The organism is Bacteroidia bacterium (assembly GCA_039924845.1).
GTDB lineage: Bacteria > Bacteroidota > Bacteroidia > DATLTG01 > DATLTG01 > DATLTG01.
This window is the reverse complement of the sequence record JBDTAC010000030.1, coordinates 20,892-46,421: the sequence shown is the minus strand read 5'-3', so window position 1 is coordinate 46,421 and position 25,530 is coordinate 20,892. Positions and strand designations below refer to the sequence as shown.

Below are 25,530 nucleotides of genomic sequence, written 5' to 3'. Positions count from 1 at the left end.
CTACAAATCGGCTTACAGAATGTGCTGTGCTGCCTGTGATACTTAATAAATAAGTTCCGGCAGATAATCCGTCAGTAGTAAACGGAATTTTATTTTCACCTGGCATGGTATTATCATTCATTGTTTTCATCAATTTCCCCTGTAAATCATAAAAATTGAGAACTACATTTTCAGATTTATCCGTGCTGAAAGCAACAGTACCATTGTTAATCATCGGATTTGGATAAATAACGACACTTGTTTTTGAAATAGATTGTTCAGGAACGCCTGTAGTAAAGGCATGAAAATAATTATCGCATGACCACATTCCGCGACCATGTGTACCCACATAAATCATTCCTGAGTTATTTATATTCGACCACCAATAAGGCAGTGTTTGTTGGCGAATCATCAATACAGGACAATTCGGCATTTCGTTGTTATTGGCTTGCGTCCAAACAGTACCGGCACCTTGCGTAATGTCTGCAGTTACCCATACGCCGTATTCACTACCTATAATTACTTCTTTCGGATTGTCTTTGGTAATTAAATCAGAATACAAAGGCATTTTAGGCAAATTGCCTTGAGCAGATGTAAATGTAGGTGATGCGGATAAAGCATTATTGGAATACATTACATACGTATTGTTACCATAATTACCAAGTGTTATCACCACATTGTTTCCGTTGTTTGGATCTACAGCAATACGAGTAATGTATTGCCCGCCGCCGTTAATAATTGTTTTGGTTGTTTCCACGTGTTGAGCGGAGGAAACATCTCCGGTAACGGAATCAATAAAAGGAACGCCATGAACTGGGAATCCATCGGAATGTAATATTTGTGACAGGTTATCCACTCTCGATAATTGTCCTCCGCTTGTACCGACAAACAAATGATCTCCATCAGGCGAAAAAGCCATAGTAGTAACTTCTCCATTTACATTGGGAGTAATTTGATACCAATACGGTGTTGTTGAAAAATCAATTGGTCTTACGGTCATCCAAACGCCACTGGCTCCATCATACCCTACAACTAATTTTGATTGTACTAAATCTTGTATCTGATAAGTACTGTCCTTTAGAAATGGGGTATTTGTTACAAAACTAAAAGGGGTGCTGTTATTGCGTGGACTTACAGTATGAACTGTATCGCCAACAGCATAGTTTTTATCGGCAATAAACATTGTGGAATCATGGCTTAATGGGTCGTTTGCGCTTTCATATAAAGCTGTAGGAACCACAAAAATATTTTGAGTTAAAGCTGCAAGACGGATACTGTAAAACTGAGCAAATGAAGCACCTTGGTTAGACGAGCGAACAATTGGACTATTCGGCGAACCGGCAAAAAAAGCATTTCCATTTAATTGAGATATTTCTGCATCTACACCATCGCCGCCATTTATTTCGGCAGCATCCATGATAGGTGTGGAGTTACCACTGATGTAATTGGTTCCATTATCTTGTGCTCCACCCATCATTCCATAATTATTAACTTGCGTCGGCTGAAAAGCAACGGAATAATTTTGAGTAACATCGTATCCTCTGTTGTAGGCATTAAAAGTAACACCGCCATCCAATGATTTATAAACTCCACCATCGTTTCCAAAATAAACGGTATTTGGATTGGTTAAATCAAATGTTATAGCGTGTTGATCAGGATGTACATAATACGCATAGCCTGGGAAGCCGAAATAATTGCTGATGCTTGTCCATTGTCCAGCACCTGGTGTACTCGTGTTGGTTTGTGTCCAAGAATACAACGTAGTACCGCCAACTATCACCTTGTATTTATTGTTCGGATAAACGGCGATAATATTATCATACGTCCCTTGACCTGATAAAGTCTCTCCACCTCCTGAAGCAAAAGGATTAAATAAAATGCTGCCGCCAGGTCCAATATCATTCCAAGTTGCACCTTTGTCCACAGATTGATAAATACCTATTAATCCACCTGAACCATTTGCTAGTGAAGCATATAAATAATTAGGATCTTGTGGTGCGATGGCAAGCGAAATCATATTGCCACCTGGTAAGGAAGTACCCACTTTTGTAAATGAACCTGGAAGCCCAGTGCTGGATGTGAAACAAGCAGCACCAATAGCTGCAAAAACAGAACCGTCGGATGCAACTTCTACGTCATCAGAAGCTGATGTTCGGGTAGTATTTTCAATCGTCCAAGTAGCTCCTGCATTTTGTGAAATATACAAACCTCGTGCGCTTGCCGCATATATTCTGTTAGAATCAACAGGATCGGAAGCTAATTTTTGGAATTCAGTAGTCCATGGAGTATAAGCTTGGTTTGCAGGAGGAATGGTAGCGGCAAGTCTATTAAAGGTATTGCCATCATCAACAGATTTCCAAATTCCACCGCCTGTAAATCCGCCAGAACCAATCCCTAAAGCTTGGTAAGTAACCCCTTCTCCTGTTCCGAAATAAATATCTCCGTTAGCGGATTGGGTGATACACGTTACGCAAAGGTTTTGTAATTGGTCATTGTATTTCGACCAAGTGCTACCAGCGTTATTGGATATCCAAAGTCCACCAGAAACACTTCCAGCAAATATATGGTTATGATTGTATTTGTCCACAAGTATGGCTCTTGTTCTGCCTCCTACATTGTCTGGACCATTTTCTTTCCAATTTAAAACGATACTACTTTGGGTAGAATTGGTAGAACTTGCTTTTCGCATATTATTTTTTGAGAAATTTTCTACGGCAAGTTGTGCCTTGATAACATCATTGGGATCAACCACGCCTGTCTTTGTATTTTTCCTACGGTTGTTGAAATAGTCAAACTCTCCGCGAAAACCTCTGTCCTGGTCATCGTCGCTAACGTTTTTAGTAGTATTCGGTTGATAGCGGCGCGTGTGTTGAGACGCTACCGAGAGTATTGCAACGAATGCGATTCCTCCCAAAAACGTTGCGGATGCAGCGATTGCTAACTTGTTAGTTTTTTTCATGTTTTAAGTATTGAATAGTTTAAATTCAGCACCTAAAAGTAGAACTTTATTTTCTGAAAAAAAAATTTTTCAACGATTTTTTTTCAACATCGGATAAATACCTAAGGCTTGAAAAATTAATTTTTCAATACGAAAAGCAGTGGAAATTATTTATTTCAGAACTACAAATTTTGTATTCCAAGTATTTTTATTTTTTCCATAAATATTCAATAAATACGTTCCGGAAATTAAATTTTTAGTTGTAAAATTGATATTATTTCGTCCCGCATTGGCATAAAAACTAAATGTTTCAAGCAATTCTCCTTTTAAATTAAAAATATTTACGGTCAAATTTTCAGATTTATTGTCTTTAAAACTAACCGTTCCATTTTCTTTTATTGGATCTGGATAAACGACGATATTGCTTGTTGAAAATTTATTTTCGGGAACGCCAGTTGTATAAGGATGTAAATAGTTATCGCACGACCACAATCCTCTGCCGTAGGTTGCGGCATATATTTTCCCAGAATTATTAATATTGCTCCACCAATAAGGAGCTGTTTGCTGGCGAAGCATCAATACTGGTACATTTGGCATTTGATTATTATTTTCGGATGTCCAAACAGTGCTATTGCCTTGTGTAATATCAGTAGTTGCCCAAATGCCATGTTCTGTTCCTAATATCACTTCGTGCGGATTATCTTTTGTGATTAAAGCGGAATAAACCGGCATTTTCGGAAGATTACCTTGCACGTTTGTAAATGTTGGCGAAGCGGATAAAGCATTGTTGGAATATTTAACATAACTCGGACTTCCATAACTGCCCATTGTGATAACAATATTGTTTCCATTATTTGGATCAACCGCAATGCGTGTAACATACTGACTTACATCAGCTATTACATCAGTTATTTCCACGTGTTGAGCTGAAGAAATATCTCCGGTAACGGAATCAATAACAGAAACTCCGTGAACAGGAATATTATCTGAATGTAAAATAGCAGAAAGATTATCAACGCGTTCAATTTGTCCATTATCTGTACCAACAAATAAATGGTCGCCATCGCCTGTCCAAGCCATTGTTGAAACATCTCCGCTAACATTACATATTTGATACCAATAAGGTGTATAAATCCCTGTCTCTATTGGGCGAACAGTCATCCAAACACCTTCAGAACCAGAAAACCCCTGAACTAATTTTGATTGAACAGGATCTTGTATTTTAACGGTATCCGTTTTGTTGATAGGATTAGTAGTTATGTAACTAAAAGGAACATTATTGTTGTACATACTTAAAAAATGGAGCGTATCTCCCGCAACATAATTAGAGTCAGAAATAAATGTAATAGAATCATGGCTTAATGGATCATTGGGACTTTCATACAATGCAAGTGGTGCAACCCCAGAATTAAGATAATTGTTTAAATTGGCTAGTCGAATACTGAATGGACTTGAAAAATTAGCACCATTATTAAGTGATCGTAAAACAGGTGTGTATTGTCCTGTTATAAAAAAAATACTTGGATTAAGCATTGATATTTCGCAATCACCACCATAACCTCCATTATAAGCATTTGGTCCAAAAATTTCTGTAGCATCCATTGGTGATGTTCCGTTTCCTCCCAAATAAAAAGTGCCACTATTACCCGTGCCACTTAAGCAGCCTTCTCCATTTGTTTCAAAAGGAGGGAAAGCAACAGAATAAGACTCCATCGCATTATAATATTTGTTGTAAGGAGCAAATGTTATACCTCCGTCAAAAGATTTATACACACCTTCATCATTGCCAAAATAAATAATATTTGGATTACTTGATGTAATTGCAATGGCGTGTTGATCTGTATTCGCAAAATAACTATCACCAGGTTCGGCAGCTTCAAAATCGCTTATGTTTGTCCATTGCCCCACACCTGGATTACTCGGATTCGTTTGTACCCAAGAATATAGAGTAACACCGCCTAATAAAATCTTATATTTATTATTTGGAAAAACAGTAATTATATTATCGTAAGTTCCTTGATATTCTGAGCTGGTACCATATTGAAATGGGCTAAATAAAGGTGAGCCACCTGGTCCGATGTCAATCCAAGTCGCACCTTTATCTGTTGATTGATAAATTCCTTCTAAAGTACCATCACTATTTGCTATGGAGGCATATAAATAATTGGGATCTTGAACTGCAATGGCAAGTGAAAATCCTGTTCCTGTTGGTAAAGTACTGCCAACAACAGTATATGATCCAGGTAACCCAGTTGCAGATGTATAACAAGAGGAACCAATAGCTGCAAAAACAGAACCATCAGAACCAACTTTTACGTCATACGAGTTTTGCGCTCGAGTACTATTTTCAATTGTCCACGTATTTCCGGCATTTTGAGAAATATACAATCCTCTAATGCTTGCAGCGTAAATCCTATTTGAATCTGTCGGATCGGAAGCTAATGCTGTAAAATTGGTATTCCAAAGTACACCCAGACTATTTACCGCAGGAACGGTATTGAGTAACACATTAAATGTATTTCCATCATCAGTTGATTTCCAAATTCCTCCACCAATAATGCCGCCATATCCAACACCAGTACTTTGATATGTCCCACCTTCTCCTGTTCCAAAATAAATATCTCCATTAGCGGATTGCGTAATACACGTTACTGCAAAATCAGCCAATTGATCATTGTAAGGTGACCAAGTGCTGCCTGCATTGTTCGAAATCCACAAGCCGCCTGAAACGGCTCCTGCAAAAATTCTATTTGAATTGTTTTTATCTATCAATATAGCGCGTGTTACTCCGCCCAGATTATCAGGACCTAATTCTGACCAATTTAAACCAATACTTTGTGTGGAATTGGAAGTATGATTTTTTCGTAATTGATTTACTGCTATTTCAGCATTTAATACATCTTTCGGATCAATCGTTCCTGTTTTTTGGTTTCTTCTTATTTTGAAAAAATAATCAGCAGCATTTTGGGCGGAATTATCTCCTTTGAAAAAATAATTTTTTGGAAGGATTTTTTTGTTTGCAAAAGAACCTAACAAAATGAAGGCAATTGCAGCGAATAAAAACAACGTGGTTTTTTTCATGACAAGAGTTTTAAAAAGAAAATGAATGACTATAGCATAGATTCAAAAGTAATGTTAATTTTTTGAAATCCAATTTATAATCATTTATCTACTATTTATTGCTTAGAAAAAAAAATTACATTTGCTTTTTTGAATATTGGGCAAAAAAAGGAGCTTGAAAAATTAATTTTTCAAGCTCCTTTTTACGCTGTATTTTGATTCCGGATTATCTTAGCAAATGCACAAATCCTTTTGATACGGAAGGGGCATTGTTGGAACATCTGGATTGGTATGTGGCAATCCAATAATAAACGCCTTCTGGCATTTTATCTCCTCGGCTGTTTTCCCCATTCCATTCTGCTTTATAATTGCTCGATTCAAATATTTTTTCGCCCCAGCGGTTAAATATTTTAATGTTAAAATTAGAGATATAATATTCTATTTGTGGTTCGTAACCTTGAAGCGGAATAAACACATCGTTTTTCCCATCTCCATTAGGTGTAAATACATTCGCCACACCTTTTGGATCTATTGTAATTCCAGGAGATGACACATCTATTAAAGATGTTTTACGCTTACAGCCACCCAAATACCATTGAACAGTATATTGATTGATGTTGGAAGGTAGTACCAAAATGGAATCAACTGGATTACCTACGGCAGTGGTATCGAAAAACCATTGAAATGGTCCACTTACCCCATTCGGCCCGTGTAAAGTTGTTACGGTATCTCCTGCACATAAACTTACGTTAATAGTAAGTGTATCGTGTGGCATTGCGGGTTGAGAAATAATAACAACACCTGTAGTGGAGCAAGAACCACTCTCCACCGTTAAGGTATATGTGCCAGCAGGTAATGCAGTTGCTGTTTGCGTTATCTGAACAGGATTGCTACTCCATGAATAAACATAGTTTGTAGTAGGACCTCCAGTAGCATTTGCAGTGGCGGATCCGATACTTTCTCCATAACAATTTTCATTTGATTGAGTAAACGTTACGGACATTTGTATTGGGCTTTTCACCGTATCCGTAAATGTTTTTATGCAACCTAAAGAATCCGTTACGGTTACGGAATAAGTACCAGGAGGCAAACCAGTAACCGAAGGCGTTGTTTTAGTAGGAGTAGTATTCCAAGAGTAAGTAAACGTACCGCTTCCACCACTTGTATTAACGGTTAATGATCCGTCATTTGCACCAAAACAAGTAACGTTTGAACGGTTAAATGTGGCTACGATTAATGGCGGTTGTTTTATGGTATCCCTAAATGATTTGGAACAACCTAAAGAATCCGTTATAGTAAGTGTATATACTCCTGCGGTTAGTCCGGTAGCCGTGGCGGTGGTTTGTGAAGGAGCAGTACTCCAAGAATAATTCAATTTTCCACTACCTCCAGATGCAGTAGCCGTTACGGTTCCTGTATTACCTCCATTACACATCACGTTACTATGTGTGTTTACAGAGCTTATCGCAGCAGGTTGTGAAATGATCACAGACGCTGAATTACTGCACCCTCCGTTATTAACGGTAAGTGTATAGGTGCCAGCTGTTAAAAAACTAATATTTTGTGTTGTTTGTCCACCAGGAGACCAAGAATAGGTATAGGTAGGAGTTGTTCCGCCAGAAACGTTTGTAATAACAGCACCATTATTAGAACCATTACACGTTACATTTGTTTTGGTGAAAGCAATTACAACAGGACTAGTTGTGATAGTATCTACAAATGATTGTGAACAACCTGAAGAATCAGTCACCGTAAGTGAATAATTTCCAGGTCCCAATCCTGTTATTGTTTGTGTAGTTTGCGAACCTAGATTCCAAGAATACGTGTAAGCTCCCTTGCCTCCACTTGGATTAGCAGTAGCAGTCGAATTATTTCCACCAGAACAATCTATGGTATTGCTAAAAACATTTTTTATTTGTGGGCTTTGCACCACCACCACATTGAGTTTATTGACACATCCTGCGCCGTCTTCTACACTAACGGTGTAGGTTCCAGCAGTAAGTCCTGTAATAGTTGGTGTTGTTTGTCCACCAGGTAACCATGAATATGTAAAAGGATTGCTCCCACCAGTATTTGAAATAGTTGCTGCCCCGTTATTACCGCCAAAACAAGTAACATTTGTTACTGTTGCGCTCGGAAGAAATGCCCCTATCCCTGCAAGCGGGATTTTAATTGAATCTATTGCAACATCTGGAGGACAAGCATTATCACGTACCGTAACTGTATAAGTACTTCCAGGATTTAAATTAGTAGCCGTAGCCGTTGTTTGAACAGGTGAAGTACTCCAAACATAACTAAACGGAGCAATGCCACCTGTAACAGTAACAGTAGCCGTTCCTTTAGTAGAGCAAGAATCTGAGGCTATAATAGATAAATTGAGTGGAGATGCAATACAAGTAGAAGTAATTTGAATTGCTTGTACAAATGCGTATCCTGCTGCATAAATCATATTGCCTTGTAATTTTAAATCACATACATTTCCTGCTAAAGGAGTAGTGGATATTAGATTTAAATTCGCATCGTATTGTTTAAAAACGTTTCCTGCTCCAACATATAAATTATCACAATTATCTACTTGTAAGCCTCCTGATAGGTATGGAGTTGGTGTTACTTGTACTTTTGCTAACATAGCACCTGTATTGAAATTCCATTTTTTGAGGGTGTCTCCATCATAAGTGTACATAAAATTAGGACTTATCGCAATCCCATTAAACCCTGTTGTAGGATTACCAACTACATAAGTTTGAGTAGAAGTATATTCCGCAAACTTATAGTTATCTCCTACTTGGTATGTAAACGGTGTTAATGCAGGGACAGGCATTTTTGTAATAATATTATTTAAAACAGTTGGATATTGCAAAGAAGTGCTCGTTGCCATGTAGGCAGATCCATAATTATCTAAAGCTAACAATGCAAAATCGTGGTAATTAGTGCCACTTGCAAGTACGTCAGTCGGCGGCATATTAACCATGTTTGTATCTAACATACATCCATTTTGAGCAGTTGTTGTATTTCCACCAGCAATAACACCTTGTTTGGTGCAATTATTAAAAGCGATTCGCCACATTTCTCCCATCAATGGATTTCCTGGAAATAATCCAGTTTGTGTTCCTACAGAATTTACTTTTAACACCCTTGCTCCACTCGCCCCGCTATTCCATCCTTCTATTAAATAAGACGTTCCTGATTTATTATCCACCGCAAAATCTCCATAAGCATTTGCAGATCCACTGAAGCCTGTAAACGTCCAAAGTATGGTACCTGCTGGACTCAATCCAATTTCCTGAAATGGATAAGTTCCTCCATAAATGTAAACATTTCCATATTTATCACAATCAATATCGTAAGCATCGTTGGTTCCCGTAAAAGTCGGAACGGTTGTCCAAGGGTCGATGACAACTGTTTTTGTTACATCATAAGAGCCTAAATGAAATGAAACCACATTTGCGCTCAGTTCGAATTTAGAGGAAATTTCAGCTCCATTTTGATATGAAGTTGTCGGTTGATGATCCGTTATTATACCAAAATCACTTATGATCTGAATATTCCCGCCGATTTCTTTTGATTTTTTCATATTAGAATAGCGCATTTTAATAAGCGATGCGTCTGCTCCTGGATGAAGTATAATAGCGTATTTTATCCCTTTTTTGTTGTTTGGAAAAGTATATTCTACATCAATATTGGGATATAAATTTTTGTAAATGATTTTTTTGTATGCAGAAGCCTTAATAGATGTTCCATGTATATCCTTTAAGTTAGCATAGGTATAATAATTATTTGCTTGATCTTCTGCTATTATTGTTGCATTCGGGTTGGCATCTATCCATTCTTCATTTACAAAATAGGATTTTGTCTGAGGTAAATCTTGAATGCTAATTTTCTTTTCTTCTAACAGATCTTTTTCTTTTTCCGTGATAGTCGGCACATCGTCATGCTTATACGTCAAGCCATTCGCTGTAAAATACATTTCCATCCCTTCATTACGAATTCCATACAACACTTTATCCGAAGTAAGATTCGTTGCGCCATCAAACTGCCCCATATTTTTAATAAAAAAGTTACTTTCGAAAGGATTTGCTCCAAGCCATTTTGTAGATCCAGGTGGAACAATCTGTTTTTTTACTTGAGATTCGACTTGATAGAAAGCGCCTATTGACAGACACAAGAATAATGCTTTTCCAAAAATGTAGTGATTCTTCATGAGTTATTTGTTTGATAGTAAATACCTTGCATTTGCTAAAATAATACATTACGAAGATATAAAAAAAATTAGATGCGGTAAAAATAAATTTTCAAACAAGCTTCTACGGCTTATAGCTCCGTGTCATTTCTCTTTTGCCAGCGGGTCCAGACAAGTTTTCTACATTAAAACCAACTTCCTTTAATGTTCTTTTTACACTTCCTTTTGCGCAATACGTAAGCAAAGCAGCAGAAGGCGTCATATAAAGAAATAATTTTTCAAACACTTCTTTTGTCCACATTTCGGGTTGTATTTCGGGAGCAAAAGCATCAAAATAAATCAAATTAAATTTTTCGCTCGTCTCAAAATCCATTACACTTTTATTCAATTTTAATAAGGTAAAACCTGTCGTTATTTTTTGCGGATTATTCCATTCAGATGAATGTAAGATCTGAAAAAATAATTTTTCGGCATCTGTTTTCACTAGTATTTCTGGGTAGTTCAATTGTGTATAGATTTTTTCTTCCAAAGGAAAAGGTTCTAAACTGGTGTAATGAATTTCTTGATTTTTAGATTTCGAATTCAGTAAAGTCAGATACGCATTGAGTCCCGTACCAAAACCAATTTCCAGAATTTTTAGTTGTTTTTCGTCTTCAAAATAATCCAATCCATTTTGAATGTAGACATGTTTAGCTTCGGCGATGGCTCCGTGAAACGAATGGTAACGCTCGTTTAAAGCAGGAACAAAAATAGAATGCGATCCATCTTCTGTTTCAAAAAGTTGAAGTTCCATTTTCCTTTTTGGGTTGATTGTCTTTAAAAAAGCTGATTGACGAACGGTTCACAATCGTTACGTTGGTATAATAAAAATGTAAAATCTGCAAATAAGAATACCCTAATTTTGTCATTTCCATCGCACCTTCCTGACACAAGCCAACTCTGTGTCCGTAGCCTTTTCCATCCAATTCAATAACCGAATCATTTACATTTTTCAGTGTAAAAAAAGCAGATTTTAAATGCCAATCAGCACGAATTATTCTTGTAGGGATTGCTATTCCATTATCGTTGTAATACAAGCTATTATTATCTTTTAGCGAATCGTACGTGTTTGAAAAATTATTTTTTTGTTTCTCATTCATGTAATTTTGCCAAGCCTTTTCAGGAATCATTTTTCGCCAATGCGCATTCGGTTGATGAATGCAAAATGTGTCTTTTACAGATTTTAAATACGTAGTCGGAAGCGCCCAAACATCTTCAGAATTAAGTGTTTCGCCACCACAATTGGAATGAAATGCTGCTACAATTAAATTTGAATTATTGTCTACTAACACCAACCCTTTCGTCGCATTTATGGCATTTGAAATAACAGTATCGGTACTCATTCCGTTGTACGCCTGGCAATGGACTTCGTCGCACAAATCAAAGCCGTCAGACTGATGGCGACCTAAATTACTGAGCACATACGTGCGACAAATAATGGCTTGCACTTTGTAATATTCTCTATTTTTTCGTCTCCCCGCTTCACTTTCCACCACACCAGCAAGATATTTTTCGATTCCTAAAACATTCACTAACTGAAGCGCAGAAGCTTTCTCTGTGATTTCTAAATCACCTTCGTATTTTTTTTCGGTTACAATTAAATTTTGAAATTTGAGTTTGAAAAAAATATTTTTTTGTGTAGAATCTGCTTTCAAAACAATTTTAAAAAAGATACCATAATTTTTTTTTGAAGAATGAATTTCGAAGGAATCCTTTTCTGCCGTAATTGCCAAATCAGTTGATTTATCAATAGAATCAAGTAATTTTCCATCTGCGTATAAAAAATAATTTCCAGAAGGTGAAGAAAAATTAATAGAAGAAATCGAATGATTGGTCAATAATCCAACACGAATATTTTGAGAAAATACCGCGAAAAAAAAGAGTAAAAAAAGTGCTCCGAAAAAATATTTTTTCAAACACATTTTTAAATGGATTTTTGTTTCGTTAAATTATCGAGCATCAAATGTGCTGTTTTTGCAGAAGCTCCAGAATCGCCCAATAGTTTTTTCAATTCAGTAAAATGAGCGAGCATCGTATTTTTATATTCCACATCGTGTAATAATTTTTGCAACTCTGTTTGTAAATTTTCGACCGTCAACTCTTGCTGAATCAGTTCTTTCACCACCATTTTATCCATAATCAAATTGACAAGCGAAATGTATTTTACCTTCACCAAATTACGCGCAATAAAAAAAGAAATGGCGCTGCCTTTGTAACAGACCACCTCAGGGATATTGAACAGTGCGGTTTCCAGCGTTGCTGTTCCGGAAGTAACAATGGCTGCGGTGGATTGTTCTAACAACGAATACGTTTGATTGTAAATAATTTTCGCGTTTGTTTTTTTTATAAACGATTCATAAAATGAAAGCGGAACAGATGGCGCCGCGGCAATTACAAATTGATATTCTTTAAATTTTTCAGCCACCGAAAGCATTATCGGAAGCATTTTTGTGATTTCGTGTTTACGACTTCCTGGCAACAATGCAACGATTGGCTTTCCGCTCAATTGATGTTTTTCAGAATAATCGCTTTGCGAAATTTTTTTTTCATTTCTTTCGCTAACTGCATCTAACAAAGGATGTCCGACATATTCTACTTCATACTGAAAGTCTTCGTAAAATTTTTTTTCGAAAGGAAGAATCACAAACATTTTGTCGACGATGCGTTTTATTTTATGCACACGCGATTGTTTCCAAGCCCATACCTGCGGCGATATGTAATAAAATATTTTTATTCTTTTTGCATGGGCGAATTCCGCAATGCGCAAATTAAATCCAGGATAATCTACTAAAATCAACACATCTGGCTGATACGCCAAAATATCTTTTTTACAAAAATCAATGTTTTTTTTGATGGTGCTAATATTCATGAGCACTTCTGTAAAGCCCATAAATGCTAAATCGTGGTAATGTTTTATTAAATCTCCGCCTTGCGATTTCATTAAATCTCCGCCCCAACAACGAAATTGAGCAGCAGCATCTCCTTTTTTTAATTCTTTCATCAAATTAGATGCGTGCAAATCACCCGATGCTTCGCCTGCAATGAGGTAATATTTCATGCAAAAAATTTTAAATAACACACCAATCCTGCGTATAAAAATGTTGCTATCAACACACCTCTCGCCGAACGGTAATTGTCTGTCCAAATAAACCCAAAAAATACTCCCAAATTAACCAACACGCAAAGACTAACAACGGGAGCGAAAATAGCTCCCACCTTCAAATAGCGAAAAAAGGATATAAAAGGCATCCCTCGATAATTCATTTTATAATAGCAAAAAAAAGCAATGGCGGGAGCAATTATTCCGAGCGATAATCCTAAAATAAGTACGTCTTTTTTAATTTTCATAGTGTGATATTTTCAAGATTTTTTATTTTTTTAAATGCGTGATGTGCTGTCATATCAAAGTGTACTGGCACTACCGAAATATAATTATTTTCTATCGCCCACACATCTGTTTCAGAATTTCCTTGTTCAAAATTTTCAAATTTTCCGGTGAGCCAAAAATAAGTTTTCCCAGAAGGATCTTTTCGTTCGTCCAACTCTTCAATCCAAGTAGCTTTTGCTTGGCGCGAAATTTTTATTCCTTTTAATTCCTTTTCCTTCGCAAGCGGAATATTGACGTTTAACGAAACACCTTCAGGCAAACCTGTTTCTAAAATTTTTTTTGCGAGTTGAAAAATATATTTTTGAGAAGCTTTAAAATCAGCGTCCTTAGAATAATCGCAAAGCGAAAATCCGATGGAAGGAATATGTTCAATCGATCCTTCCACAGCGGCAGACATGGTGCCGGAATAGATGACATTAATCGACATATTAGAACCATGATTGATTCCAGAAACACATAAATCTGGTTTACGTGTCAGAATTTTATTGACGGCTAATTTCACACAATCTACCGGCGTTCCGCTGCAACTGTATTCCATTAACACATCGTGAAAATTTGTTTTTTCAATATGCAAGGTAGCGTTAATAGTAATCGCATGTCCCATTCCGGATTGAGATTTATCGGGCGCAACAATCACCACATCGCCTAATTTTTTCATTTCTACCACCAAGGCTTTGATGCCATTGGCAGAAATACCATCGTCGTTTGTTACTAAAATAAGTGGGCGATTTTTTTTCAACCGAATTCTCTTTTTTATATTCTTATTCTCTCAAATCCACTACATCTGCACCAGGATGTGATTTTGGATCGTACGTAAAAGAAGTATCATTCACAGGCGCATTCGGAATAAAATTTTTAATCGTGTACGTGATTGAGGAAGCATCTTTCATCAACACAATAATAGAAGTGATTTGATTTTTCGTTTTGTCAATCATCAATTTAACCGTATGATATTTCTTTTTAGCCGGATTTAATGGAAACAAATCAATTGTTTCAATCCCACTTTTCGATTCACTTTCAAAAGCATATTTAAAACCTTTTTCGTAAATCGTAAAAATGGTAGAAGGATTTATCGCATCATCCGAAGTATTGTCCACATTGTTTATTTGCACTTCGTTCGCATCTTTTAAATACGTCCACACCACTTTTCCATCGGAGATAATATCTTGTCCTTTGATACTGAGTTTGTATTTCGTTCCTTTTACTTCGATGCTTCCAGTTTGCGTATCGATTTCTTTTTTGCTGTTTTCAATAGCGATGGAAAAATCTGCCTTTATGGACGTATATGTTTTTGTTTTCGCACTCAAATTATCCAAAATCGTTTTCGCTTTTTTATCTACGGGAGTATTTTGGGCGGTGAGTTTTATGCTATAATTTGTTGTAACCACAAAACAGGCGATGAAAAAAACTTTTTTTGAGTTCATGAAAAATATTTTTTTATTGATGTAAATATAATTTAAAATTAGAAAGGTTCCGACCTTCTGCTTTTTAAGTCAGTCAAAAATTGTTCCAAACTCAACGCATCTTTAATCAATACTTCGCGCGCCTTAGAGCCTTCAAACGGACCAATAATTTTTGCTGCTTCTAATTGATCTACAATTCTGCCAGCTCTGTTGTATCCTAATTTTAATCTTCGCTGTAACAGCGATGCAGAGCCTTGTTGATGTTGCACAATAATTCTCGCCGCTTCTTCAAAAAGTGCGTCATTGTCTTCCGCAGAAAAATCTCCTTGCGTTGCTTCCGCATTTTCATCCACGTATTCTGGCAATAAAAATGCTTCGGGATAACTGCGTTGAGAACCAATAAAATCGCAAATTCGATCTACTTCGGGCGTATCCACAAAAGCGCATTGCAAACGAATTAAATCGTTTCCGGTGGAAAGCAACATATCTCCGCGACCAATCAATTGGTCGGCTCCGCCGGAATCCAAAATGGTGCGTGAATCAATTTTTGAAGAAACACGAAAAGCAATTCGCGCAGGGAAATTGGCTTTAATCGTTCCCGTAATAATATTTACCGACGGGCGTTGCGTTGCAATAATCAAATGGATTCCGATTGCACGTGCCAACTGTGCCAAACGTGCAATGGGCATCTCTACTTCTTTTCCGGCGGTCATAATTAAATCCGCAAATTCATCTACCACCAAAACGATATATGGTAAAAATTTATGTCCGTTATTGGGATTTAATTTTCGTGCAATAAATTTAGTATTGTATTCTTTTATGTTTCTGACTTGCGCATTTTTTAATAAATCATAACGGTTGTCCATCTCAATACACAAGGAATTGAGCGTATGAATTACCTTTTTTGTATCCGTAATAATCGCTTCTTCTGAATTCGGAAGTTTCGCCAAAAAATGACGTTCAATTTTATTGAACAACGTGAGCTCTACTTTTTTAGGATCTACCAACACAAATTTTATTTGCGAAGGATGTTTTTTGTATAATAAAGAAACTAAAACTGCATTCAATCCAACTGATTTTCCTTGTCCAGTCGCCCCTGCCATCAACAAATGCGGCATTTTTGTTAAATCAGCAATAAATGTTTCGTTCGAAATTGTTTTACCCAAAGCAATCGGTAAATCCATTGTTGTATTTTGAAATTTTTCCGATGCAATAATGGAACGCATTGCCACCGTTTCCGGATTTAGATTCGGCACTTCAATACCAATTGTTCCTCTTCCAGGAATCGGCGCAATAATCCGAATACCAAGCGCAGAAAGGCTTAGCGCGATGTCGTCTTCTAAATTTTTTATTTTAGAAATCCGAACTCCAGCTGCCGGAATAATTTCGTACAGCGTAACTGTTGGTCCAATCGTCGCTTTAATTTTATCAATTTCAATGTTGTAATTGCGAAGCGTTTCTACAATTTTATTTTTATTCGCAGTCAGCTCTTCCGTATTTACATTGATTTCTTTGTTGTTGTATTGCTCTAATAAATCAATGGAAGGCAATTGATACGAAGAAAGTTCTAAGGTTGGATCGTATTCTCCGAAAGGCAAATCGTTTTCAGTTTTTTTATCTTCTGAAAAAATATTTTTTTCAATAGGTGTTTCTTCGATCGAAAACGGAACTGTATTTTCATCGATTATTTCTAAGTTTTTTTTTTCCTCCGATTTTATTTCAGGTTCTGTTTCATCTTCTATATCGTTGGCGGTAGAACGCTCGTCCGTTAAATCGAAAGAAACTATTTTATCTTCTCGAACGGTATTAAAAACATCTTCTGGTTCTTCTTTCTGGATAATTTCAGTAGGAATTTCTTTTTCCTTTTCTTCTTTTTTAGTTGATGAAAACCAATCAAAAGAAAGATTAAACGTCAATGCTAAAAATCCGATAAGAGAAAAGAAAATTAAAAATCCCGTGCCTACTTTTCCGAGTGTTTCATTTAGCCACAAGCCAATGTTATAGCCTAATCCGCCGCCAGGAGCAAAATCATTGTGAAATAAAAATCCGAGTGTTGCCGAAGTCCAAATCAGTACAAAAAAAGAAATTTGAAACGTGCGTATCAGCGGAAGCAAGGTAACATTGAAAAGTATTTTTATCCCGATGATGAAAAATAAAAACGAAAAAATAAATGCAGAAACACCAAACCATTGGTGCATAAATTGAAACGATGTAACGGCGCCGATTTTCCCCAACCAATTATTCACTTTCATCGCAGACCAAGGTCCGAGTACTTTGTCTTGATCAATTTGCCACGTAAATAAATAGGAAACAAGTGCGATAAAAAGATACACTGAAAATAAGATAAAAATCAATCCGCTTATTTTACGAAAACGCGCATCTTCAAAAGGATTTTTAAATGATTGAAAAATGCTCGTTGAAAAAATATTTTTTCCAGGCACTTTTTCAGACACTTTTCCTTCCGCAGTTTTATCTGCTTTTTTAGGACTTTTTAATGTATTCGATTTACGCTCTGCCATTTGTTGATTTAGAAGAAATCAAAAATAAGCAATCTGCCGCTTTTGTCTGTAAAGAAGTAATAATGTTATGCACGTTCGATTGTGGAAAAAGAAAAATCCTCCTGTAATGAAACAAGAGGATTTTGAACGTTTGAAAAAATATTTTTTCGAAGGCGATTAATGTCCACCACCTTGTTGCATCATTTTCATTTGATCCAAACTCATCAACGTATAGCCATCTGGAATCGCGAAATCAGCGTTTGTTAATGTTTTTTTCTCAACAGATTTAGCCGTCATTTTCATCGTAATTCCTTTGCGATGAATTTCATATTCTAAAGGATAACCTTTGAGCCCATTTGGATATCCACCAACTCCCTCTACATTGTGATCTAAAGCAGGAATGTCCTCCGTATAATATACAACAGAGGTTATTTTTTCGCCTGTTTTTTTATCTACCACCGTCATTTCGGCTTTTTTACACAAATAACCTGCAATGGTTTTTGTTTCACTGTCATATTTATAAGTAGGTTCATTTACATTGCCCTTACCAGCTTTCATTAATGAATCTAACTTCATTTTAGTCATCATTTTTTGTCCCATCGTATTAAACAAAGTAGTTATTACATTGCTCTTTTTGTCGGTGATGGTTGTACTTTGTATTGGACCCATACTCATCTGAACTTTTGTGAAATCTTCTTTCGTGTAAAGTGTCAGCGTACTTCCTTCAAACATTGCCATTTGTTCTTGCGGAATCGTTCCCGCGGAATTGTCAATTTTGATGTCGTACGTTATAACACCTTCGAAACTTTTTGCTGCTTTTACATTGCTCAAACAAAGCAATGCGAAACTTGCTGCTAAAATAATTTTTATACTTTTTTTCATGTGATTTTATTTTGATTTTTATTGATTGATAATTTATTGCAGACTTTGAAAAAGTTGATCCATTTCTTTCGCCGACATTGTTTTATATCCTTTTGGGATTTCGAAATCTTTGTCGTCAATGTCTTTTTTTGTTACAGATGTTGCGGTAAATTTTAATTCCAAACCGTAACGTTTTAATTGATATTCCATCAAAACGCCATCAATTTCATGAAAAGGATTATCCCAATTCGGTTTAACAATATCAATGTCGTTGGTATAATAAACAACAAAATCAGGCTGTTTTTTATCGGCAAACGAAACAATTGCTCTCTTGCATTTATAGCCTGCAATTAGCTTCGTTTCATTGGTTTCGGTAATGATAAATTGAGGTGATTTTCCCATTTCCGTTTTTATTTCTACGGAATCGGAAACGTGTACAAATTGCTTGGTTACTAATTTCACTAAATTGATAACCGACATGGTTTTCGGATCCGAAATAATGGACATTTTAAACAATCCCATTCCAGCGGATAATTCCGCACAAGACTTATTATTTTTAAATTCTACCGTCATTTTATTGGGCGCTAAACTCGCCATCGAATTATTCTGATCTACAGGCGTAGCAGCGTACTCAATTACTCCTTCCGAAAAAAAAGTATCGTTGCTGTGGCGACAACTGCTTAAAATAATTAGGAAAGAAATTGCAAGAGAAAAGAGTACTTTTTTTTTCATAACTATTTACACTTCGCTTTTGTTTTTCTCACTGGAAATACACTCATTCTCTTATTTTACAATAGATAAAGGAAACAAATGTATTATTATTTTTTGAAAAACGATACTTTCCGTAAAAGACCCAAAAATACGTTTCAAAAAATATTTTTTCAAGCTCGAAAATACAAATCTACGATGACGAAAATCGCAAACACAACGCTGGCAATCCCATTGGTAGTCATAAAGGCAATGTTTACGCGACTTAAATCATTTGGTTTTACCAAAGTGTGTTGATAGATTAAAAGTGCTGTAAAAATACCTGTTCCAATCCAATACCAGTATCCGAAATGTGCCGAATATCCAGCGTAAGCGATAAACGCAAAACAAAGAAAATGCAAAAGGTTCGAAAAACGCAAAGAAAATTTTTTTCCGAAAGAAGCAGGTACGGAGAATAATTTTTCTGACTTATCAAAATCTTCGTCTTGCATCGCGTAAATCATATCGAAACCACTTACCCAGCAAAGTACAGCGAAGGAATACAACAAAGGCAACAGCGCAAATTTTCCAGTTACAGCAATGTACGCGCCAATAGGAGCGAGCGATAATCCGATGCCCAAAACAAGATGACATAAAAATGTGAAACGCTTGGTATAACTGTATCCCAGAATGACAAGCAATGCAATTGGAGAAAGAAAAAAGCAAAGCGGATTGATGAAATAAGTTGCTGCAATAAAACAACCAGCGTTTAAAATGGTGAATAATAAAGCGGATTTCGCAGAAATAATTCCGGCTGGAATTTCTCTGTTTTTGGTACGATCATTTTTGCTATCAATATCTTTGTCGATGTATCTGTTAAAAGCCATAGCTGCGCTTCTCGCGAAAATCATGCAAAGCAAAACCAAGGCAAAAATTTTAATGCTGAACGGAAAATGATTGAGTTTTACGGCAATAAAAAAACCGATGCACGCAAAAGGCAAAGCGAAAACCGTGTGACTAAATTTAACGAGTGATAAATAGTTTTGAAAAATATTTTTTTGAGAAGACAAATTTTAATGTTGTTTTCGTACGAAGTATAAAATAATAAAAACAAAAAGCATCGGAATGGAATTGAGAATTAATCCGGCAATTCCTGGATTAATTTTTTCTTTATTTACTTGATATTTGTTGTTTAAAACGATGTAAATATTGGTACAGATAAATCCTGTAAATCCCATTAAAATAGCCAAAAATAAGGCTTGAAACTTAAAATAAGTAACCAAACAAAGCATGGATGCTGCTAAACCAAAACCAACAGCTGCTATTCCGAAATTTTTAATTCTTTTTTCCACAGAAAATTATTTTTTTTAACGCTACAAAATTATCATTTTTTCTATTTGAATATTTTTTCCGTTCACTAATAAATTGACGAAATAAAATCCGTTCGGAAAATTATTTTTGTAAAACGTAATCGTGTTTTGAGTATCCGTAATTTTTATTTGTTGAATAACTCTTCCCAATACATCTACGATTTGAATATAATTAGTTCCCGAATTTCCAGCAATTTTTGAAATGTCGTAACTAATGCTTGTCTTATCTGTAAAGGGATTCGGATAGACAGAAAAATAATGTCCGCTCGAAAAATTATTTTCCGGAACACTCGTTACGCAACCTGTCAGCGCACCAAAAGCATTTGCTTTTCCATATCCCCAAGTATTATCAGGCAAACTGTATCCGGTAAAATTATCTTGTTTCGCACATTCTGTAATGGCATTTTTTACTTGAATATTGGTCGAATTCGGATAGCGTTCTAAATACAAAGCAGCTATTCCCGCCACAACTGGAGAAGCAGAAGAAGTTCCGCCATTCCGCATGTGCTTGCTTCCTAATCCTATTTTATAACCTATTCCATTAGCAATAAATTCGTTCACCAAATACAATACGGCACAAGAAAGTGTAACATCACCTGTTGCAGCAATATCTGGCTTTTGTCTGCCATCGCGTGTGGGACCTAAACTGGAAGAAGGCGCGATAGCTCCTGTTGTTTCACCTGCCATAGTGATCAAACTATCTTTGTAATCGTAATAATCATTTCGATTGACATAATTAGCAACGGTAATCACTTGGTTGGAGCATTGAAAACTGCTGCACAAGGATTTTTTTGCGTCAGGCGTTTGATAATATGCCATAGCTGGCAACACGCTTACGTTGGGTAATCCAGAATTGACTACGTCAAAACTCCAAGAATCAAATGTGCCGCTTCCTGTGGTCATTAAACTCCAATTGTAACTGATAGAATCTGGAACAATCACAAATTCCATGGAATAAACGCCGTTGGCTAAATCTCCGAAAGATTGCATGATGCCTAATCTTTGATGGGAACTGTTGTAAATAGTATCGTATTGAATGGCTCCCAAATGACTGGCAATTGTTGAAAAAATTGTTTTCGCGCGTTGTGCGAAAGAACCCGAAGGCAAATTAACACCAATCCCAAATTGTACATTTTTGAACGAATTGGTATCTCCCCACATTTGTATATCTACGTTATGATAACTGGCATCGTAGGCATACCAAGTGAAACTGGTATCACTGTTAACAGGATATCCGATGTGATAATTAATATTCCCGGCATTTCCGGCAGCTGCTACAAACACTCTCCCATTTTGAGCGGTAATCATACCATCAATCAGTTGCGCTTCTAAATTTTTTCCATCGTGAGAACCATAATAATCGCCAACACTGGCATTAATAACACAAGGCTCTCCAATTATATTGGCTTTGTTGTAAATGTAATTAACGGCATCCGAAATCAAGTTGCTGGAATCACTGTTAAAATTAAGTGCTACTACAATAATATCAGCTTTTGGAGCAACCCCTTTATTAAGCCCATTCGCTCTAGCATTTCCACTGCCAATTCCCACAACGGTAGTGCCATGCCCATATTCCAAGGTGTCTTTTGATGCCGCCGCCATTCCGCTGTCTATCGCCAAATTATTCCAAGCTTCGCCATATCCATAAGGTTGAGGAGTTCTAGCATTGTTCGGTAAATTTTGATCCCACAAATATTTAATACGCGTTTTCCCTGCACTATCTTGCAAATCAGGATGTGTAAAATCAACCCCCGAATCAATAAAACCAAGCACAACACCTTTTCCATCATACGGTTGCGGCAAAGGAGCTAATCCTGCTTGCACTTCATTGACATTGTTTTTAACACGCATGGTATCGTTCATCATTTTTATTTTATGAGGATAGCATTCCATACGAATAATAGCAGCATTTGCAGTGAAATATTTAAGCGCACTCACGGGAATAACAACAGATGAAATACTTCCAGCAGAAAATTTGAATCGTCCTCCATATTCAGAAATTAATTTTTTTACAACATCTACATTACCTTTCACAAGTGTATTTACAACGGAATTTTGTTTTTCAGGATTCGCTTCCAATGAAGTCAAGTAGAAATTCATTTTCACGTTTTTTTGCGTTTGAGAAAAACTTCTTTTCGAGAAGGAAAAAAGTAAGACGAAGGAGAACAATACAAAATGGTAATTTATTTTTTTCATGATAGTTGTTTTAAAATTCCAAAACGGACAAATAAAAGTAAGAAAAAAGAAGCTTCCTCAAAAATATTTTTTCAAACACCTGATAAATAGTCAGGAAAATTATTTTTCAACGACAGAAAGTCATTGAATACGTAAATAACACGCCATTTTTGCTTGTTTTCCCTGTTTTTAAGAATTGGTTTGTAAATTGAGCAAAGTATTTCGGTACAATAATTTTTAAAATCGGAAAAATATGAACTTAAATAATTTCACTATAAAATCGCAAGAAGCCGTGCAACAAGCATCGCAACTTGCAACCATAAATGGAAATCAAGCCATTGAAAACGGACATTTACTAAAAGGTATTATGGAAGTGGACGAAAACGTAACGCCGTTTATCCTCAAAAAATTAAACGTAAATGCTCCCATATTTAAAGCGGCATTGGATAAAATAATCGAAAGCTATCCGAAAAATTCGGCTACACAGCCTTATTTATCAGGCAATGCGAATCAAGCGATTGCAAAAGCTTCCGGATTTTTAAAAGAATTTGGAGATGAATATGTTTCGATTGAGCATTTGTTATTGGGAATTTTGGTAACAAAAGATGTGGTTTCGCAATTGATGAAAGACAATGGCATCAATGAAAAAGATTTAAAAGCGGCGATTACAGAGCTTCGCAAAGGCGAAAAAGTAACAAGTCAAAGTGCGGAAGAAAACTACAATGCGCTTGGAAAATATGCGATTAATTTAAATTCTCAAGCCAAAAATGGAAAGTTAGATCCGGTGATTGGACGCGACGAAGAAATCCGCCGTGTATTGCAAATTTTATCTCGCAGAACAAAAAATAATCCCATTTTAGTAGGGGAGCCGGGTGTCGGAAAAACCGCTATTGCCGAAGGTTTGGCGCATCGTATCATTAACGGAGACGTCCCTGAAAATTTAAAGTCAAAACAAATTTTTTCTTTGGATATGGGCGCGCTCATTGCCGGAGCAAAATACAAGGGTGAGTTTGAAGAACGTTTGAAATCCGTTGTGAAGGAAGTGATTTCAGCAGAGGGAGAAATTATTTTATTTATTGATGAAATCCATACATTGGTTGGTGCTGGCGGCGGAGAAGGCGCGATGGATGCTGCCAATATTTTAAAACCGGCATTGGCGCGTGGCGAATTGCGCGCAATTGGTGCGACTACATTAAGCGAATTTCAAAAATATTTTGAGAAAGACAAAGCGTTGGAAAGACGTTTTCAGAAAGTAATGGTGAACGAACCGAATGCGGAAGATGCCATCTCTATCCTCCGTGGAATCAAGGAAAAATATGAAATGCATCACAAAGTTCGAATAAAAGACGAAGCGATTATTTCGGCTGTGGAACTTTCTCAACGTTATATTAACGATCGTTTTCTTCCTGATAAAGCCATTGACTTGATGGACGAAGCGGCTTCGAAATTGAGAATGCAAATTAATTCCATGCCAATTGAATTGGAAGAAGTAGAACGGAAAATTCGTCAGTTGGAAATTGAGCGAGAAGGAATTAAACGCGAAAACGACAAACAAAAATTAGATTCCTTGAACAAAGAAATTGCGGAACTCAGCGATAAGCGAACTGATTTAAGAGCAAAATGGAAAAGTGAAAAAGAAGTGGTGGACGGTATTCAAAAAGAAAAACAACAAATTGAAGAATTAAAATTTGAAGCGGAACAAGCCGAAAGAAGCGGAGATTATGGAAAAGTAGCAGAGATTCGTTACGGACGAATTAAAGAAGCAGAAGCACGATTAAATGTTTTCGAGAAAAAATTAATTGCGATGCAAACTAACGGTTTGCAAATGATTAAAGAAGAAGTAGACAGCGAAGACATTGCGAGCGTTGTCGCCAATTGGACGGGAATACCTGTTAATAGGATGCTGCAAAGTGAAAAAGAAAAATTATTACACTTGGAAACAGAATTACATCAACGTGTGGTTGGGCAAGACGAAGCGATAGAAGCCATTGCAGATGCGGTGCGCAGAAGCAGAGCTGGATTGCAAGATAACAAACGTCCAATAGGTTCCTTCATTTTTTTAGGAACAACAGGCGTTGGAAAGACTGAATTAGCAAAGGCTTTGGCAGATTTTTTATTCAACAATGAAAACTCGATGACGCGAATTGACATGAGCGAATATCAAGAGCGCCACGCGGTAAGTCGCTTGGTGGGCGCACCTCCGGGATATGTCGGGTACGAAGAAGGCGGACAATTAACAGAAGCCGTTCGCAGAAAACCATACAGTGTTGTGCTGTTGGATGAAATTGAAAAAGCGCATCCAGATGTGTTTAATATTTTGCTGCAAGTGTTGGACGATGGGCGTTTGACCGATAATAAGGGCAGAGTGGTAAATTTTAAAAACACGATTATCATCATGACTTCAAATATTGGTTCGCATCTCATTCAGGAAAATTTTGAGAAATTGACAATCGGAAATCACGAAGAAATAATGGCGAAAACAAAACGCGAAGTGTTTGAATTATTGAAAAAAACAATTCGTCCGGAGTTTTTAAACAGAATTGATGAAACCATTATGTTTACGCCTTTAACGCGCGATGATGTACATCAAATTGTGAAACTTCAATTTCAACATATTGTAAAAACCTTGGCGGAAAATCAAATTAAAATTACCGCCACCGACGAAGCAATTGATTGGATTTCGCAATTGGGTTACGATCCGCAATTTGGCGCTCGTCCAATAAAACGCGTATTACAAAAGCAAGTATTGAACGAATTATCCAAACAAATTTTAGCTGGAACCATTCACAAAGATTCTGAAATTGTGTTGGATATGTTTAATAAACAATTGGTTTTTCGCAATCCGATTAAAGAAGATAAAAAGAAAAAAGCGAAAGTATAATTGATGATTAATAATAAAAAGGGGTCTCGAAAAATTATTTTTTCGAGACCCCTTTTTAAGCTTCCAAAATG

16 protein-coding genes are annotated in these 25,530 nt (G+C 36.5%); 1 reads left to right on the top strand and 15 read right to left on the bottom strand.

From position 1 onward, the window contains the following. The 15 genes from ABIZ51_03630 to ABIZ51_03560 all read right to left on the bottom strand — a co-directional run. Positions 1–2,938: T9SS type A sorting domain-containing protein (locus ABIZ51_03630; protein MEO7087866.1), on the bottom strand; the 2,938-nt coding region annotated here is incomplete at its 3' end. A gap of 150 nt (positions 2,939–3,088) precedes the next feature. After that, positions 3,089–5,998, bottom strand: coding sequence for a T9SS type A sorting domain-containing protein (locus tag ABIZ51_03625; GenBank protein ID MEO7087865.1), 2,910 nt, complete (start codon positions 5,996–5,998; stop codon positions 3,089–3,091). A gap of 205 nt (positions 5,999–6,203) precedes the next feature. Beyond that, positions 6,204–10,178, bottom strand: a complete 3,975-nt coding sequence (locus ABIZ51_03620) for a gliding motility-associated C-terminal domain-containing protein (protein MEO7087864.1) — start codon at positions 10,176–10,178, stop codon at positions 6,204–6,206. 103 nt (positions 10,179–10,281) lie between these two features. Continuing rightward, positions 10,282–10,950: a tRNA (5-methylaminomethyl-2-thiouridine)(34)-methyltransferase MnmD gene (gene mnmD, locus ABIZ51_03615; protein MEO7087863.1), complete on the bottom strand. Its 669-nt coding sequence runs from the start codon at positions 10,948–10,950 to the stop codon at positions 10,282–10,284. Continuing rightward, positions 10,931–12,112 (bottom strand): SpoIID/LytB domain-containing protein, encoded by a 1,182-nt coding sequence (locus tag ABIZ51_03610; GenBank protein ID MEO7087862.1) that lies wholly within the window; start codon positions 12,110–12,112, stop codon positions 10,931–10,933. Before ABIZ51_03610 ends, mnmD begins: the two co-directional genes overlap by 20 nt. An 8-nt stretch (positions 12,113–12,120) precedes the next feature. Then, a complete protein-coding gene (gene lpxB / locus ABIZ51_03605) occupies positions 12,121–13,254 on the bottom strand; it encodes a lipid-A-disaccharide synthase (protein ID MEO7087861.1) in 1,134 nt (377 codons plus the stop codon). Next, on the bottom strand, positions 13,251–13,544 hold the full coding sequence (locus ABIZ51_03600; protein MEO7087860.1) for a hypothetical protein: 294 nt from the start codon (positions 13,542–13,544) through the stop codon (positions 13,251–13,253). Before ABIZ51_03600 ends, lpxB begins: the two co-directional genes overlap by 4 nt. Next, positions 13,541–14,323: a 5'/3'-nucleotidase SurE gene (gene surE / locus ABIZ51_03595; protein MEO7087859.1), complete on the bottom strand. Its 783-nt coding sequence runs from the start codon at positions 14,321–14,323 to the stop codon at positions 13,541–13,543. Before surE ends, ABIZ51_03600 begins: the two co-directional genes overlap by 4 nt. A 22-nt stretch (positions 14,324–14,345) precedes the next feature. Then, the gene (locus tag ABIZ51_03590) at positions 14,346–15,008 is read right to left on the bottom strand and encodes an outer membrane lipoprotein carrier protein LolA (protein ID MEO7087858.1); all 663 of its coding nucleotides are present in this window, start codon (positions 15,006–15,008) and stop codon (positions 14,346–14,348) included. 38 nt (positions 15,009–15,046) lie between these two features. Beyond that, a complete protein-coding gene (locus ABIZ51_03585; protein MEO7087857.1) occupies positions 15,047–17,506 on the bottom strand; it encodes a DNA translocase FtsK 4TM domain-containing protein in 2,460 nt (819 codons plus the stop codon). A 156-nt stretch (positions 17,507–17,662) separates the two neighbouring features. Continuing rightward, complete coding sequence (locus tag ABIZ51_03580) at positions 17,663–18,367, bottom strand: hypothetical protein (protein ID MEO7087856.1); 705 nt, start codon at positions 18,365–18,367, stop codon at positions 17,663–17,665. Positions 18,368–18,400: 33 nt separating this feature from the next. Next, positions 18,401–19,078 (bottom strand): hypothetical protein, encoded by a 678-nt coding sequence (locus ABIZ51_03575; GenBank protein MEO7087855.1) that lies wholly within the window; start codon positions 19,076–19,078, stop codon positions 18,401–18,403. 149 nt (positions 19,079–19,227) lie between these two features. Next, positions 19,228–20,103, bottom strand: coding sequence for a UbiA-like polyprenyltransferase (locus ABIZ51_03570; GenBank protein MEO7087854.1), 876 nt, complete (start codon positions 20,101–20,103; stop codon positions 19,228–19,230). 3 nt (positions 20,104–20,106) lie between these two features. Next, positions 20,107–20,385, bottom strand: a complete 279-nt coding sequence (locus ABIZ51_03565) for a hypothetical protein (GenBank protein MEO7087853.1) — start codon at positions 20,383–20,385, stop codon at positions 20,107–20,109. A gap of 21 nt (positions 20,386–20,406) precedes the next feature. Further along, the gene (locus ABIZ51_03560; protein ID MEO7087852.1) at positions 20,407–22,503 is read right to left on the bottom strand and encodes a S8/S53 family peptidase; all 2,097 of its coding nucleotides are present in this window, start codon (positions 22,501–22,503) and stop codon (positions 20,407–20,409) included. A gap of 328 nt (positions 22,504–22,831) precedes the next feature. Here ABIZ51_03560 and clpB point away from each other — a divergent pair, with 328 nt between their 5' ends. Beyond that, the gene (gene clpB / locus ABIZ51_03555; GenBank protein ID MEO7087851.1) at positions 22,832–25,459 is read left to right on the top strand and encodes an ATP-dependent chaperone ClpB; all 2,628 of its coding nucleotides are present in this window, start codon (positions 22,832–22,834) and stop codon (positions 25,457–25,459) included. Positions 25,460–25,530 lie beyond the last annotated feature (71 nt).